Annotated in this window: 13 protein-coding genes; 2 read left to right on the forward strand and 11 right to left on the reverse strand. The window is 67.7% G+C overall.

Features of this window, described 5'->3' with window-relative positions; all coding sequences use genetic code 11:
- Positions 1–38: 38 nt before the first annotated feature.
- From IB268_RS12320 to IB268_RS12370, 11 genes are all read right to left on the reverse strand, one after another.
- Positions 39–1,037: an HAD family phosphatase gene (locus tag IB268_RS12320; RefSeq protein WP_175213400.1), complete on the reverse strand. Its 999-nt coding sequence runs from the start codon at positions 1,035–1,037 to the stop codon at positions 39–41.
- Positions 1,034–2,455 (reverse strand): BatD family protein, encoded by a 1,422-nt coding sequence (locus IB268_RS12325; RefSeq protein ID WP_175213401.1) that lies wholly within the window; start codon positions 2,453–2,455, stop codon positions 1,034–1,036. The genes IB268_RS12320 and IB268_RS12325 overlap by 4 nt, the downstream gene beginning before the upstream one ends.
- Positions 2,452–4,047 (reverse strand): VWA domain-containing protein, encoded by a 1,596-nt coding sequence (locus IB268_RS12330; RefSeq protein ID WP_192354313.1) that lies wholly within the window; start codon positions 4,045–4,047, stop codon positions 2,452–2,454. The genes IB268_RS12325 and IB268_RS12330 overlap by 4 nt, the downstream gene beginning before the upstream one ends.
- The gene (locus IB268_RS12335) at positions 4,032–5,054 is read right to left on the reverse strand and encodes a VWA domain-containing protein (RefSeq protein ID WP_192354314.1); all 1,023 of its coding nucleotides are present in this window, start codon (positions 5,052–5,054) and stop codon (positions 4,032–4,034) included. Before IB268_RS12335 ends, IB268_RS12330 begins: the two co-directional genes overlap by 16 nt.
- Positions 5,041–5,541: a DUF4381 domain-containing protein gene (locus IB268_RS12340; RefSeq protein WP_192354315.1), complete on the reverse strand. Its 501-nt coding sequence runs from the start codon at positions 5,539–5,541 to the stop codon at positions 5,041–5,043. Before IB268_RS12340 ends, IB268_RS12335 begins: the two co-directional genes overlap by 14 nt.
- Positions 5,538–6,497, reverse strand: coding sequence for a DUF58 domain-containing protein (locus IB268_RS12345; protein ID WP_054454310.1), 960 nt, complete (start codon positions 6,495–6,497; stop codon positions 5,538–5,540). Before IB268_RS12345 ends, IB268_RS12340 begins: the two co-directional genes overlap by 4 nt.
- Before the next feature lie 7 nt (positions 6,498–6,504).
- Positions 6,505–7,476 (reverse strand): MoxR family ATPase, encoded by a 972-nt coding sequence (locus IB268_RS12350; RefSeq protein WP_175160555.1) that lies wholly within the window; start codon positions 7,474–7,476, stop codon positions 6,505–6,507.
- 28 nt (positions 7,477–7,504) lie between these two features.
- Positions 7,505–8,668, reverse strand: coding sequence for a formylglycine-generating enzyme family protein (locus IB268_RS12355; protein ID WP_054454307.1), 1,164 nt, complete (start codon positions 8,666–8,668; stop codon positions 7,505–7,507).
- Positions 8,669–8,748: 80 nt separating this feature from the next.
- Positions 8,749–9,714: a transporter gene (locus IB268_RS12360; protein WP_119449209.1), complete on the reverse strand. Its 966-nt coding sequence runs from the start codon at positions 9,712–9,714 to the stop codon at positions 8,749–8,751.
- 37 nt (positions 9,715–9,751) lie between these two features.
- Positions 9,752–10,579: a hypothetical protein gene (locus IB268_RS12365; protein WP_225591366.1), complete on the reverse strand. Its 828-nt coding sequence runs from the start codon at positions 10,577–10,579 to the stop codon at positions 9,752–9,754.
- A gap of 256 nt (positions 10,580–10,835) precedes the next feature.
- On the reverse strand, positions 10,836–12,413 hold the full coding sequence (locus IB268_RS12370) for a TerC family protein (RefSeq protein WP_192354316.1): 1,578 nt from the start codon (positions 12,411–12,413) through the stop codon (positions 10,836–10,838).
- 737 nt (positions 12,414–13,150) lie between these two features.
- On the opposite strand from IB268_RS12370, the gene IB268_RS12375 reads away from it, so the two are divergent.
- Complete coding sequence (locus tag IB268_RS12375; RefSeq protein ID WP_054454299.1) at positions 13,151–13,513, forward strand: hypothetical protein; 363 nt, start codon at positions 13,151–13,153, stop codon at positions 13,511–13,513.
- A gap of 182 nt (positions 13,514–13,695) precedes the next feature.
- Positions 13,696–14,409 carry an MgtC/SapB family protein gene (locus IB268_RS12380; protein WP_119449206.1) on the forward strand — a complete coding sequence of 238 codons (714 nt, stop codon included), beginning with the start codon at positions 13,696–13,698 and terminating at the stop codon, positions 14,407–14,409.
- Positions 14,410–14,415 lie beyond the last annotated feature (6 nt).

Here is a 14,415-nt window from a genome sequence, read left to right on the forward strand (position 1 = left end):
CCTGACCCTCGCGGGCGGTTCCCAGTCACGTAAACGAATCACTGTGTTTCAAATGCGTATACCCTTCTCCACTCCTTTGCCATGTCTACGATTACCCAACCCTTTTGCTGCGCTTCATCCAGCGCGCGGTCCAGCCTGCCGATCTTGGAATCCCGGTCATAGGCCCATTCGCGCCGGGCGTCGGTGTGATGCACCAGGCCCGCGAAGCGCTTGCCGCTGCCGGCCGCCGTCCACTGCAGCATCTGCAGGTCGCCGTCGGAATTGCCGAAGGCGAATATGGGCTGGCGGCCGATGAACTTGTTGATGGCCACGGGCTTGCCCGGGCCGTCGTCGTTGAAGTCGAGCTTGGGCGTGCGCATCAGCACGGGCTTGCCGTCCTGCATCTGGAACTCGGTGACGAACGTGGTGCCTATCACCTGTTCGGGCGGAATGCCGTAGACGTCCTGCGCCCAGGCCCGCATGAATTCCACTTCGCCGCCCGACACGATGTAAGTCTTGAAGCCGTTGCCGCGCAGATAGTCCAGCAGCTCCAGCATCGGCGCATAGATCATGCTGGTGTACGGCTGCTTGAAGCGCGGATGGCGGGCGGTCTTGATCCATTGCCGGACCTCCGCGCCGAAGGCCTGCGTCGTCATGTTGGTATGGGTGGCGCCCACGATCTTCAGCAGTCCTTCGGTGCCCGAGGCGGCAAGCGCCTGGCGGTCGCCCTCGATCGCAGCCTTGTAGGGTTGCTCGGTCGACCATTCGGGATGCTGCGGCGCCATGGCCTTGACCTGGTCCAGCGCGAAGATCAGCTGGAAGTACAAAGGTTGCTCGCTCCATAGCGTGCCGTCGTTGTCGAACACCGCGATGCGGTCGGCCGGCGCCACATAGTCCGGGCTGCCCTCCGTCGTGACGGTTTGCACGAATCCAAGAATGGCCTGGCGCGAAGGTCCTTCGTTCCAGGAAGGCAGCGGCGTCTGCGCGCGCGCCAGCCCGGCCAGGAGCAACAGGAGCAGCAGCGCGAACCAGCGGCGGGCAAGCAAAGGCGTCGTCATGGGAGATCTCCTGGAGTATCGGCGGGCGGCATGCCCGCAAGTCCGCGCGATGTTGCGGCCGAACGGGGATTCAGCGTAGGCAGGTCTTGTGCGCCGCCCTCTCGTACCGGTGAGCGCAAGGCACGGCGCCAACGCGGGAACATCCCGCGCAATCCGCGCCAGCCGCGCGCCGCGTTTGGCTCCCGGCCATAGCAGGCTCGCAGCGCATCGTCTGCGGATTGGCGCAGCGCCGGGTCCAGGCCGGCCGTCCCCTGCGCGATCGTGGCTGCGCCGCAAGCTCGGCGCAGCCATGCGTATAGCGCGTCCATGCGCGGCTGGGGCTGCGCCAACAAGCGTCGCAAGGTCATTGCCGCATAGGGTTCGGAGGCGTGCCATTGTTCGCGCCGCGCCCGCAGTCCGGCCCGCAGGCGGGCCAATGTCCGCCGCAACCAGGGCGCACCCAGCCACCAGGCCAACGCCGCCAGCGCCGCGCCCGCGGCCAGCGCCAGCCATCCTCCCGGAACGCGCACCTGCACTTGCCGGCCCATGTCGCGCAGGTCCTGTTCGACCGAGAATGGCGCCTGGTAGGCGGCGCCCGCCCGCGCTTCGAAGCGTTGCGCGGGCAGCGTGACGCGCTCTTCCTTGTTGGCCGCGACGTTCCACCAGCGGATTTCCACCGCCGGCAGTTCATGGGCGCCGCCGCTTTCGATCACATAGTCCAGGCGGTCGATGCGCTGTCCGCCGAGGAAACCGCCGCGGCTGTCGGACATCTGCGTCAATTCGGGTTCGGACGGGTACAGCTTGAGGCCCTGCACGGCGGCCGCGGCAGGCGGCGGGATCAGCATGGCCTGGGCGCCCTGGGCCTGCACGGTGATGACGCGGCTGACGTGGTCGCCGACGGCGGGAGGCTCGGCCGAATAGCGGATCTGCTGGGTCGCCTGGACCGAGTTTGCCGCCAGGACATGACCGGCTACCCCGCCTGGCGGTCCGGCGGCGCGCGCCTCGAACGGGCGCGTCTGCGCAACCAGGGGCGCAGTCGCCTGTCCCACCTGCGCGCTGACCCGGATGGCCGGCACGCGCAGGTCGCCCGCCGCCTCGGGACTGACCAGATAGGCGTAGCGCAATCCGCTGTAGGCCACGCCGCCGATGGTGGCGCGGATGATGGTGGCCTGCCCTGACGGCCCCGACACCAGCGCGCCAGGGATGTCCAGGGCCGGCATCTGCGGGGGCTGGGTGAACCAGGTCGACGTCAACACGTCCACCTGCAGGATGGCGGTGGCGCCAGCCATCAGGTCGCCCGATGCCGCTATGCGCGCCTCGGCGTGCAACTGCGGCCCGCCATCCGCCTGCTGGGCTCGCGCCACGCCGACGCACAGGCCCAGTTGCAGCATCAGCAGCAGGCCCAGGCAACGCAGCAGCGCGGCATGGCGGTGCATCATGGCTGCCTCCCCTGCGCCGGCGCGGCCTTGCGTGCGTCTTCGATCGCGAATTTCTGCTTCAGAAAGCCGGCCGGCGACAGGCTCAGGTTGCGCAGCCAGACCTCGTCGGACGCGGCTTGCGGCGCCTGCGTGCGGATCATCTTGCCCGCGCCCTTGTCGCTGTCCACGCGGGTCTCGTCCGGTTTCTCCGAGTCGTCGTCCTGTTGCTCGCTTTCGGCGGCGGCGATCAATCTGGCGACCAGTTCGCGGTTTTCGCGCGCCTCGGGAAAATCCGGCCGCAGGCGCAGCGCCTGGTCGTACGCCGCCAGCGCGGCGTCGTAGCTGCGCAGACGGACCTGGGTATTGCCCAGATAGAAGTCGCCTTCGGGCGTTTCCAGTTTGGCGAATGCGGCCAGCGCCGCCTGATAGTCGCCGGCGTCATAGGCGGCGCGACCCTTCCAGTAAGGATCGGCATACAAGGCGGCAGCCTCGGCATAGCGCTTGTGTTCATAGGCCCAGCGGCCCTGCTGGTCGGGCGTGAAAAAGGCGTCGGCCAGCGCGCCTGCTTCCGCGCGCGGGGTATGCAGCGTAGCCGTGGCGGCGAGCAGCAGGCAGGCCGTCCAGTTGATGTTCCAGCCGCGCCGCAGCGCCAGCAATGCCAGCAGCGCCAGCGGCCAGCACAACCAATAGCCGGCGTCCTTCCAGTGCAGCGGCTTGTCCGCGTCCTGCACCTCCTGGAAGTGCCGTTCGGCATGCAGCGTTACCCAGTCCAGGTCGTCGTCGTTCAGGGTCAGGCTGCCCAGCGGCGCGCGGGCGGCTTGCGCCAGCTGTTTCAGCGCATCCTCGTCGAAACTGCCCAGCAAGGGCCGGCCCTGCGCGTCGAGGCGCGGCTGGCCGCGGGCGTCGCGCACCACGCCGCCATCGCGCGTGCCTGCCGCCCACACCAGGATCTGGAAGGAATTGGCCCGCGCCAGGCGCTCGACTTCGGCCAGCTGGCCGGTGTCCGCGCCGTCCGTCACCAGCAGCAGGGTGCCGCCCGCCTCGCCCGATTGCAGCAGGCTCGTGGCCAGCGAGATCGCGCCCGCTGCATCCTTGCCGGGCGCGGCGATGAGACCGGTGGACAGGGCCTGCACGAACATGTCGGGCAAAGCCGGATCGTCGGTCGGCGGCAACACCAGATGCGCCGAGCCGGCGTAGACGATCAGGCCGGTCTTGGCGCCTGCGCGCCGTTTCAGCAGATCGCGCAGCTTGCGCTTGGCGGCTTCCAGCCGGCTGGGCGGAAGATCCGCCGCGTCCATCGAGGGCGACAGGTCGACCGCCGCGATCAGGGGCGCAAGATTGTCCAGGAATGCCGGGCGGTCCTGCTGCCACGTCGGCCCGGCAGCGGCGATGCCGCCCAGCGCCAGCAAGGCGGCCAGCAGTTGCGCGGGCCGCGGCCCGCGGCTGCCCGGCGTGCGCACCGTCAGGTATGGCAGCAGCGCCGGCGCGATGTTGCTGCGCCAGCCGAGCCGGCCGTCCTCGTTGCGCCGCCGCCAAAGCACAAAGGCCGCGGCCGCGACCGCCAGCAGCCACCAGGGGCGCAGGAAATGGAAGGCGCTCAGGTCGATTTCCATCCGCCCTCCTCCACGCGCGCATCCCCTTGCGGCCGGGCGTCGCGCCGCCGGCCGCCCAGCGCCGCGGCCAAGTGCCAGCCAGCCAGCAGCAACAGCGCCAGGCCCAGCGGCACCCAGAAGAAATCCTGCTTGGGCTGGTGGCGCAATTCGCGCACTTCGTGCGGCGTGATGCGGTCCAGTTCGGCGTAGACCTGCCGTAGCGACGTCTGGTCTTGCGCCTGGAAAAAGCGGCCGCCGGTCTTGGCGGCGATCGCGCGCAAGGCGTCGAAATCGACCTTCTCCTCGCCCTGCGCCTGCGGATCGCCTATGCCCACGGTATGCACGACGATATGGCGCGCGGCCGCCATGGCCGCGGCGCGGTCCGGCGGCACGGCGCTGCCGGTATCGTTGCCGTCCGTCAGCAGGATCAGGACCTGGTCGTGTTCGCCGGCATGCTCGAACTGCTTGATCGCCACGCCGATGGCATCGCCGATGGCGGTATTGGGCCCGGCCATGCGCGTGCTTACCTGGCCGAGCAGCAGCTTGAGCGTGGCATGGTCCTGGGTCAGCGGCGCCTGGGGATAGGCGGCGGTGCCGAACACGATCAGTCCAAGCCGGTCGTCCTTGCGGCGGTCGATGAAATCGGCCACCACGGCCTTGACGCCGCTCAAGCGGTCCTCGCGGCGGCCGTCCGGCGCCACGAAGTCCTCGGTCTCCATGGATTGCGAGATATCGATGGCCAGCAGCAGGTCGCGCACCGGCTGGCGATGCTCCAGCGGCGGCTCGACCCGTTCGGGCCGCGCCAGCGCCAGGACCAGCAGCAGCCACACCAGCGCGTTCAAGGCCAGTTGCCAGCGGTCGCCGCGCACGCCGGGGCGCTGCGGCGTCTGGCCGGTGCTGCGCGCCACCGATTCGAAGAATGGAATGCGTACGGCGCTGCGCCGCTGCACATACGGCGGCAGATAGCGGTACGCCAGCCAGCCCAGCGGCAGCAGCGCCAGCAGCCAGGGATATTCAAGCCGCCACATGGTGACGCTCCATCCATTGCCGGCTGGCGGTGAACAAGGTCCGCACGCGCGCGGGGTCGATGGCCCGCAAGGTCTCGGGCGGCGCATACGCCAGCGCGCGCAGCAGCACGGCCGCGTCGGGCGGAAACACGGCCACGCCGGCATCCATGAAGGCGACCCACTCCGCGCCTTGCAGCGCGCCGACCCGGTCGCGGTCCGCTGCCGCCACCGACGACAGGCCGACGCGCTTGAGCAGATCCGGCAAGGCGCGTGCGGCCAGGGGATCCGCCTGTGTTTCGCGCCGCAGCGCTTCCAGCATGCGCAGCCCTGCGCGGCGGTAGCCATTGCGTCGGTGGCGGCGCGCCATCCGCCACGCGGCCCATGTGGCCAGCGCCAGCACCACGGCCAGCACGACCAGCCAGCCCCAGGTCTGCGGCCAGTAGCTGACCGGCTCGGGCAGCGGCAACTGACGCAGCTGTTCGATGGACGGAGCGGCGTCGGCGTTCATGCCCGGCCCCTGGCTTGCGCACGACTGGCCTGGCGGCCGAGCTCGCGGCGCAACTGCGCCACGGTGTCGTCCGCCGTATCGATGGACAAGAGCGGCACGCGGCTGCGGCGCAGCAGCTCGGCCACGTCGTGCAGGCGTCCTGAAAAAAAGTCCGACAGCGGCTCGCGTACCTGCTTGCGATCCGCGGCGACTTCGACCTGCAGCTCGCCCTGCGTCACCACCAGCCGGCCGCTCAGGGGAATGCGCAACGCCAGCGGGTCATACACCAGCGTTGCGACCACATCGTTATGCGCGGCCAGCGTGCGCAAGAGGCGCAAGGTAGCGTCATCGGCGCCGGCAAAATCGCTGATCAGGCAGACCAGGCAATCGTGCGGCGCGTGCGCCAGCGCCCCTTGCAGCGCTTCGTTCAGCCGTCCGGACGCGTCCACATCGGGTTGGTCCGCGCCCATGGACTGGCTGCGCCGCGCAATGGCGGCGAACAGGGCCTGGATGCGTTCGCGGCTGCGCAGCGGACGCACGTTGTCGATGCCCGCATCGCTGAACACCAGGCCGCCCACGCGGTCCCCCGCCAGATAGGCCATCCAGGCCGACAGCGCCGCGATGCGCGCGGCCACGACAGACTTGAAGCTGCGCACCGAACCGAAATACATGCCCATGCGCTGATCCACCACCACCAGCGCCGGACGGTCGCGCTCCTCGCTGTAGGTGCGCACATAGGGCTTGCCCAACCGCTGCGAGGCGCGCCAGTCCAGCTGGCGCAGATCGTCTCCGGGCAGATAGCGGCGCAGCTCCTCGAAGTCCAGGCCGCGCCCGCGCAGGCGCGAGCCATGCTGGCCGGCCAGTATGCTGCGCACCGGCTGGCGGCTGAAGAACCCCAGGCCGCGCGCGGCAGGTTCCAGCGCCATCAGGTCCTTGATGTGGACCTGGACTTCCGGGGAAGGAGCGGCGGAAGGCATGGCGGGCTCAGACCGGCACGGCGACCGTGTCCAGCAGCTTGTCTATCACCTGGTCCGCCGAGACGCCGTCGGCGACCGCGTCATACGACAGGTGCAGGCGATGCCGCAGCACCGGCCGGGCCACGCTGCGCACATCATCGGGCGAGACATAGTCCTGCCCCGCCAGCCAGGCGTGGGCGCGCGCCACCTTGTCCAACGCGATCGCGCCGCGCGGGCTGGCGCCGACCTGGATCCAGCGCGCCAGGTCGGCGTCATGCCCGCCCGGGTGGCGGGTGGCGTTGACCAGGTCCACCAGGTACTGGTCCAGCGCTTCGGACACGTGCACCCGGTCGACCTCGGCGCGGCAGGCGAACAGGTCCTCCTGGCTCAGCGGCGCGCCGGCGGGTTCCGCGTCCTGGCGCGACTCGCCGCGCAGCATGGCCAGCATCTGCCTTTCGCTGGCGGGGTCGGGGTAGTCCAGCACGATCTTCATGATGAAGCGGTCCATCTGCGCTTCGGGCAAGGGATAGGTGCCCTCCTGCTCTATCGGGTTCTGGGTGGCCAGCACCATGAACAGCCGCGGCATGCGGTGGGTCGTGCCTGCCACGGTGATCTGGCGTTCCTCCATGGCTTCCAGCAACGCGGCCTGCACCTTGGCGGGCGCGCGGTTGATCTCGTCGGCCAGGATCAGGTTGCCGAACAGCGGCCCCTGCTGGAACTGGATGCGGCTGGCGCCCTGCGCGTCCTGCTGCAGCACCTCTGCGCCCGTGATGTCCGAAGGCAGCAGGTCGGGCGTGAACTGGATGCGGCTCATTGCCGCGGCCAGATGCTGCGCCAGCGTCTTGACGGTGCGCGTCTTGGCCAACCCCGGCAGGCTTTCCAGCAGCAGGTGGCCGTCGGCCAGCAGGCCCAGCAGCACCTCGCGGATGACGGCGGCCTGTCCCAGCACCGCGCGCGCCATGGCGCGCTCCAGTTCCAGAATGCTGTCACGGTTGCTCATCGGCATTTCCTCTCCTGCGTGATGCCGGCTAGCGGCTGGCGATGCCGTTCCTGGCGGTCTGGGCCAGTTTCCATTGCGCGGGCGTCATGACGGTGCGGAATCCCAGGTGCGACATGCCGTTCATCGGATCCGTGCCGCGCCGGGCGCTGGTGCGGTAGCTGATGCAATAGGTGTCGCTGCACAGGAACGAGCCGCCGCGCGTCACGCGCTTGGGCGCGGCCGGCGGCACGATGCCGTCGTCGGGGTCGTAGCTGTCGGCCGGCCCTGCCGGATCCGCGGGCGGCTGGCGGTACTGCGCCTGGATCTTGAAGGCGTCGGCGCGGTACCAGTCGGCGGTCCATTGCCAGACGTTGCCGGCCATGTCGTACAGCCCATAGCCATTGGGCGAGAAGCTGCCCACCGGCATGGTGCCGACCTGTACCTTTTCATCCTTCACCACCGGAAACGGCTGCTGTTGCTGCGTGTCCCAGATATTGGCCATGGCCTTGCCTTGCGGCAGCAGCTCCTCGCCCCAGGCATAGGTGGCCTGCTCCAGCCCGCCGCGCGCGGCCATTTCCCATTCGGATTCCGTCGGCAGGCGCTTGCCCGCCCATTTGGCATAGGCCATGGCGTCCTGGTACGACACCTGCACCACCGGGTGGTCGTCCTTGCCGGCGATGGAGCTGCCCGGTCCTTGCGGATGGCGCCAGTTCGCGCCGGGCACATAGCGCCACCAGCGCGAATAGTCGCGCAGCGAGACCTCGCTTTCGGTGCCGACGAACACCATGGCGCCGGGCACCAGCAGGCTGTCGTCCGGGCGCGGCGTGCCAGGCGGCAACTGCACCTTCAAGTCTTCCCACCGCGGCTTCTGCTCGGCCGTCGTGACGTAGCCGGTGGCCTCGACGAAGCGGCGGAACTGCGCGTTGGTCACGTCGTTCACGTCCATCCAGAAGCCGCTGACGGATACCTTGTGCGCCGGCATTTCATTGGGCTGGGCCAGTTTGTGGCTGCTGCCCATCAGGAACTCGCGCCCGGGTACCCAGGCCATGCCCGCCGGGCCGCTCTTGCCGTCGCCCAGCACCACCTTCACCGCTTCGGGCGGCCCGTCCTTGCCCATGACCACATAGGCGGTGCTGGCGCCCGCGCCCAGCACCACGCCGGCCAGCAGCAATGCGCTGGCGTAGCGTGTCTTTCCTGTTGTCTGCTTTGCCATTTCAATCACCCGAAAGCTGATGGTTCAGGCGTGGCGGTGCCGCGCCCGGGGCTGGCAGCCCCTTGAAATCGTGCTGACGTTCAGAACACCAGCGTCGCGGTCGCCATGACCGTATCGTTGCTGTCCAGACGCTTCGTGCTGCTGATCGTGGGTACCCAGCGCAGGCTGAGGGACAAGGAGCGCTTGTCCGCCAGCTTCGTGTCATAGGTCAGGATCGGGCCCAGCGCCCAGTCGCGCCCCTTGAAGCCGTTGAGCCGGTCGGCCGTCGGTCCCGAATCGCTGCCCAGTTGCTGGATGGTGCCCAGGATCAAGCCCGCGCTCACCCCGTTGCTGAAGATCTTGCGGCCCATCACGTCCATGCTGAACAGCGGCGCGTTGCGATAGTCCGTGGCGTTGTTGCGGGTGTAGAACTGGACGCCGGCCACGGTGTCCAGTTGAAAACCGGATTCCGGAAATATCTTGGTGTAGGCCACCTGAGGAATGAAGGTCCAGTTGTTCAGGCTGGGGTTGGCCATGTCGTCGGCGTTGTACTTGCCGGTGGGCGCCCAGATGTTCAGGCTGAGCGCCATGTGCGACGTTTCGGAAAAGTGATAGCCCGCGATGATGGGCGAGAAGTACAGGTCGAACAGGTTCGAGGCGGTATCGCTTTGGTCTATGCTGCGCCCGCCTGGTCCCGTCACGGTGGAATTCACCTTGGTCCAGACGTAGGGCAAGGTGAAGCTGGACGCGAAGTTCCAGCGCCCTGGCCCGGTGTCCCAGGTCTTGAGGACCGTAGCCAGGGTGAACGCGACTTTCGCGTCCAGGCCCAGCGAGGTACGGCCTCCTACCGGCACTTCGCGGCTGCCGCCCACGGTGCCGTCCAGGTAGATCTGCGACAGGTTGACGGCCCAGATAGGCTCGGGAGACACGATGCCGGCGTTGGGCTGCACGTTGGTGCCGGTGATCTGGCGGCCCAGCGCCCCTTCAGTGGCCCAGGCGGCAGACGGCAGGACCAATCCGGCCAGAACCGCCAACAACCCTGCAACTGCCGCAATCGCGCTCCGCATCCCTACACTCCGAAAGACCAGAAAAACGCTGACGGGATCAATTCCCGAAGGTGATGTTCAAGCCGGCGAACAGCGTGAACTGAGGCAGGCCCTCCCCCTTGTGCGCAACCGTCCATTGCGGTTCCGCGAACACGTTGAAGATGTTCTTCCCGACGCGCCAGGCCTTGCCCGCGCCCAGCCCCAAGGGAATGTAGTAGTCGTTCTTCTGCAGGTCGAAGGTCCAGGTTGCGGTGGACCTCAAATACCAGCCTTGCGGCAGATTGCGTATCAGGAACGGCTGGAAGGTGGCGGTGTGCACCGTGTCGCGCGCATTCTGGCCGGCGAATGAATGCTGCCATTGCACCAGCGCGCCCAGCAGCCCTTCCTTGCTGGCATGCACCGCCACGCCGGCCAGCCCGGCGGACCATTTGCCCGCTCCCAGCTCGCTGCTGGTCGCGCTGGGCATGGTCAGCATCGGCCCAACGCCCAGGTCCACCGCGCCCTGCTGCAACAGGAAAATGTCGAACACATTGATGTCGCCCAGGCCGGTCTTGTAGCTGCCGTCGGCCTCGGGGCGCGTACTGACTGGGGCCGTGATGCGAAATATCTGCGGCACGCCGACAAGCTCGCCGGGCGCGACAGGGATCGTCGGCCGGATCAGGAAGTCGTTGGTGTGGGCGTTGCTGCCGAACAACTTCGGCGTGTAGTAATTCTGGAAATTCAACGACGCCGCCAGGTTCAGCGGGTTGTTGCTTTTGTTGGCGTCATCCGCCGACTGGGACTGGGCATGCGCAGGCTGCGCAAAGCACAGCGGCGCAGCCACCATCAGCCACGCCGCGATTCCTCTTCCACTGATTTCCTTGAATGCAGACTGCGTACTGCCCATGCGATGTACCCCGGAAAGAGATAACAAAATGCAAAGACGCGCCGTACGGAAATGCTGATTTCGGCAAACCGCGCCGAGATCCAAAGTCGTGAAATCTGTCGCAATCTTCGCACAGAGTTTTACTTTCACCAATACTGGCCATAGGCTGTGATCTATTGCTTTCAAGGCGAAGAACGGATAAGGCGCAACACACAGGCAAAAAAATGGGGATGCCTTCAGGCATCCCCATCGTGGTGCAGGCGCCGGTCGAGCGATATCAGCCGGCTTGCGGCGCCTCTGCGCGCATCAGGCTGGCGCGCACCTGGTCGATGCGCAGGCCGTCGCGGCGGGTGACCTCGAAGCGCCAATCGCGCCACTCGATCGCGTCCCCGGCGTCAGGGATCCGGCCGCCGGCGCGCAACAGGCAGCCGGCCAGCGTGGCGTCCGGATACTCCTCGGCCAGGTCCGGCGCGTCCAGCAGGCGCGCGGCTTCCGCGACCGCCAGGCGGCCTTCCAGCAGCCAGGTTCCGTCCGCCAGTTGCAAGGCTTCGGGCTGGTCTTCCTGATGCTCGGGCAGGTCGCCCGCAACGGCGGTCAGCACGTCCATGGGCGTGATCAGGCCCTCGCACACGCCGTGCTCGTCGACCACGATCAGCATGTGCTCGCGCGAACCGCGCAGCTCGTCCAGCACCTTCAGCACCGGCATGGTTTCCATCACGTAGCGCGGCTCGCGCGCCAGCTCCACCAGGTCGATCGGGCCAGGGTTATGCAGCAGCGGCAGCAGGTCCTTGAAGTGCAGCACGCCCAGCACATTGGACGGATCGCCCGCGCACAGCGGCAGGCGGGAGTGGCCGCTGCCGAACTTTCGCACGATGGCCTCCGGCGTATCGGCCACGTCCAGCCAGACCATGTCGCCGCGCGCCACCATGATGGAGCGCACGTCCCGCCCGCCGATGGACAGCACACGTTCGATCATGGTGCTTTCCTCGGGCGCGAAAGCCGGTTCGCCGTCCGCGCCGTCGACCAGCGCGGCCACCTCGTCGGCCTGGCCGGCGGACTGCCCGGCGCGGCCGGCGCGCAGCAGGCGCAACACGGCCTGCGCGGTGCGCTGGCGGCGGCCCAGGGCGTGCGTGCCTTTCACGCGATTGCGGCGCGCCAGCTGATTGCACAGCTCGATCAGGATCGAGAAGCCGATCGCGGCATACAGATAGCCCTTGGGCACGTGGAAGCCCAGGCCTTCGGCCACCAGGCTGAAGCCGATCATCAGCAAGAGGCCCAGGCACAGGATCACCACGGTCGGGTGGCGGCCCACGAAAGCCATCAGCGGGCGGCTGGCCAGCATCATCACGGCCATGGCCACGATCACCGCGATCATCATGATGCTGAGGTCCTGCACCATGCCCACGGCGGTAATCACCGAGTCCAGCGAGAACACCGCATCCAGCACCACGATCTGCAGGATCACCTGCCAGAACACGGCATGCTGCGGCTTCTGGCCTTGCTCGTGGCTGGCGCTGCCTTCCACGCGTTCATGCAGCTCCATGGTGCCCTTGAAGAGCAGGAACAGGCCGCCCAGTATCAGGATCAGGTCGCGTCCGGAGATCTCAGCGCCCAGCAGCGTGAACATGGGTTCGGTCAGCGTGACCACCCATGCGATGCTCGCCAACAGGCCCAGGCGCATCACCATCGCCAGCGTCAGGCCGATCAGCCGTGCGCGGTTGCGCTGTTCGGGCGGCAGCTTGTCGGCCAGGATGGCGATGAACACCAGGTTGTCGATACCCAGCACAATTTCAAGCACGACCAGGGTCGCCAGGCCCAGCCAGGCGGTGGGGTCGGACATCCAATCGAAAATCATCGAGATTCCATGCAAATCGGGACCGTGCGCCACGCGGCGCCGGACAGGATCAAGGGGAATGCGCCGCGGATGCGGACACGAGACTCAGTGCGGGCGCGAACGGCCCCAGGGACGGCCGGCGGAGCGCGGCCGCCCAGGCGCGGCGTGGCCGCGGCGGCGAACATGGAATCGGCTTGCGGGCTGCGCGCCCGGGCCGTGGCGGGAAGATGGGGCACCGGGCGCCGGCTTGCTTGCGGCGCCCTGCTAGAGGGTGGGTCTTCAGTCATAGATGGCGGACGGCTCAGGCTGCCGGGGCAGCAAACGGATAGAGCGCCCGCCTTGCTCTCTTTCTTACGGGAAACTGAATACTACATGAATCCGGACTCTCCCGCATCCGAGGATCCCCAGGCAATGCCATGCTGCAGACTCGCTTCTTTGCGGCATTTTTACTGGTGTTTACCCTAGGTCGACGATATACTGCGGGCACCTTCAACTCACCAGAGATCAATGTGGACAACGACGGATGTAGTCGGAACACGACTGCAAGCGCCGCTTGACGCAGGATCCGCGGAAATAGTCCGCGCCGGTCCTGCCTGAAAGCCAGGACCCGGCTCTTCGGTCCCCGACGCGGGACCGCCAGCCCTCTCCCTACTGCTTGCCCGACGCGATGCGTTGCGCCTTGTTGCGCGCGCCTGCGCATCGGCCACGCGGCGCATGCATGTGGACCTTCCACCGTACTCCCCGCTAAGGAGACGATCATGCGTATCAAGCAATTCCTGCCCTTCCCGGACCGGACCGGCGCGGCCGCGCCCATGGCGGCAGCGCCCAAGACGGCCTCTTCCACTTACCAATTCACCATCGTGAGCCTGGGCGACACGCTCAACGCGCTGCGCAAGCAGCTCTATTACGAACTGCGCGACCTGGACCTGCGCGTGCAGGCGGTGCGGATATCGCGCGCCGAATCGGGTCAGTTGGCGTCCACCGTCGTCACGCTGCAATGCCCGCCGCATCTGCGCAATCTGCTGGGCGCGGTCGCCTTGCGGCTGGGCCAGAGCCCGGACGTGCGCCGGGTGCACTGGGAATGCGAGTCCGGCGCGGCCATCGCCGTGCTGCCCGCCTGACGCCAACGCGGCCGGGAGGCTGTCATGAAAGATCCGTACAAAACCCTGATGATTGCGCGCGTCGTCCTGCTGGCGCTGATCTGGCTGGCCGGACTGCTGCTGGTCCTGGCGTCGGTCTGGCGCCTGCCCTGAGCCCGTCCGCGCCCATCCATAACATGCTGTAGAAGAAGGGAGAGAAGAAGATGAAGAACTTCGAAAACATCCAATTCATCACGCTGGCCAATACCCTGGTGAGCCTGTTGACCGCGTTCGTGCTGGGCTCCGTGGTGGGCTTTGAGCGCCAGTTCCGCCAGCGCACGGCCGGCCTGCGCACCAACGTGCTGGTGGCGGTGGGCGCCGCCATCTTCGTGGACCTGGCGTTTCGCGTGGGCGGCGCCGATGGCGGCTCGCGCGTCATTTCCTACGTGGTCTCGGGCGTGGGGTTCCTGGGCGCCGGCGCCATCATGCGCGAAGGCGGCAGCATCCGCGGCCTGAACACCGCCGCCACGCTGTGGGGCTCCGCCGCCATCGGCGCCTGCGCGGGGGCATCGTTGATCCTGGAAGCGGTCGCCGCCACCGCCTTCGTGCTGGCGGCGAACACCTTGCTGCGCCCGGTCGTCAGCTACGTCAACCGCCAGCCGGTCGACTCGCAGACCACGGAAGTCACGACCGTGATACATGTAATTGCGAACGTGGAGCAGCGGCAGGCGGCCATGACAGTGCTGGAGGACGTGCTCGAAACCGAACAGCTGCCCCTGTCCGAACTGAAGATAGACCAGTTCGGCGAGAACGAAGTCGAAATCGAAGCGGCATTGAGCGAAGCCTCGGTCGACGAGCTGGACCTGGACCGCGTGACCGCCAGCATCGCGGCCTCGCCCGCCGTGCGCACCGCCTTCTGGGCCGCCCGCACGGTATAGCGTTGC

The organism is Achromobacter sp. ACM01 (assembly GCF_014851745.1).
GTDB lineage: Bacteria > Pseudomonadota > Gammaproteobacteria > Burkholderiales > Burkholderiaceae_B > Achromobacter > Achromobacter aegrifaciens.

Excerpts from the sequence above, each read along its gene's own strand:
- IB268_RS12320 (WP_175213400.1), bottom strand. The coding sequence starts at position 1,037 with ATGACGACGCCTTTGCTTGCCCGCCGCTGGTTCGCGCTGCTGCTCCTG.
- IB268_RS12325 (WP_175213401.1), bottom strand. The coding sequence starts at position 2,455 with ATGATGCACCGCCATGCCGCGCTGCTGCGTTGCCTGGGCCTGCTGCTG.
- IB268_RS12360 (WP_119449209.1), bottom strand. The coding sequence starts at position 9,714 with ATGCGGAGCGCGATTGCGGCAGTTGCAGGGTTGTTGGCGGTTCTGGCC.
- IB268_RS12365 (WP_225591366.1), bottom strand. The coding sequence starts at position 10,579 with ATGGGCAGTACGCAGTCTGCATTCAAGGAAATCAGTGGAAGAGGAATC.
- IB268_RS12330 (WP_192354313.1), bottom strand. The coding sequence starts at position 4,047 with ATGGAAATCGACCTGAGCGCCTTCCATTTCCTGCGCCCCTGGTGGCTG.
- IB268_RS12335 (WP_192354314.1), bottom strand. The coding sequence starts at position 5,054 with ATGTGGCGGCTTGAATATCCCTGGCTGCTGGCGCTGCTGCCGCTGGGC.
- IB268_RS12340 (WP_192354315.1), bottom strand. The coding sequence starts at position 5,541 with ATGAACGCCGACGCCGCTCCGTCCATCGAACAGCTGCGTCAGTTGCCG.
- IB268_RS12380 (WP_119449206.1), top strand. The coding sequence starts at position 13,696 with ATGAAGAACTTCGAAAACATCCAATTCATCACGCTGGCCAATACCCTG.
- IB268_RS12370 (WP_192354316.1), bottom strand. The coding sequence starts at position 12,413 with ATGATTTTCGATTGGATGTCCGACCCCACCGCCTGGCTGGGCCTGGCG.
- IB268_RS12350 (WP_175160555.1), bottom strand. The coding sequence starts at position 7,476 with ATGAGCAACCGTGACAGCATTCTGGAACTGGAGCGCGCCATGGCGCGC.
- IB268_RS12375 (WP_054454299.1), top strand. The coding sequence starts at position 13,151 with ATGCGTATCAAGCAATTCCTGCCCTTCCCGGACCGGACCGGCGCGGCC.
- IB268_RS12355 (WP_054454307.1), bottom strand. The coding sequence starts at position 8,668 with ATGGCAAAGCAGACAACAGGAAAGACACGCTACGCCAGCGCATTGCTG.
- IB268_RS12345 (WP_054454310.1), bottom strand. The coding sequence starts at position 6,497 with ATGCCTTCCGCCGCTCCTTCCCCGGAAGTCCAGGTCCACATCAAGGAC.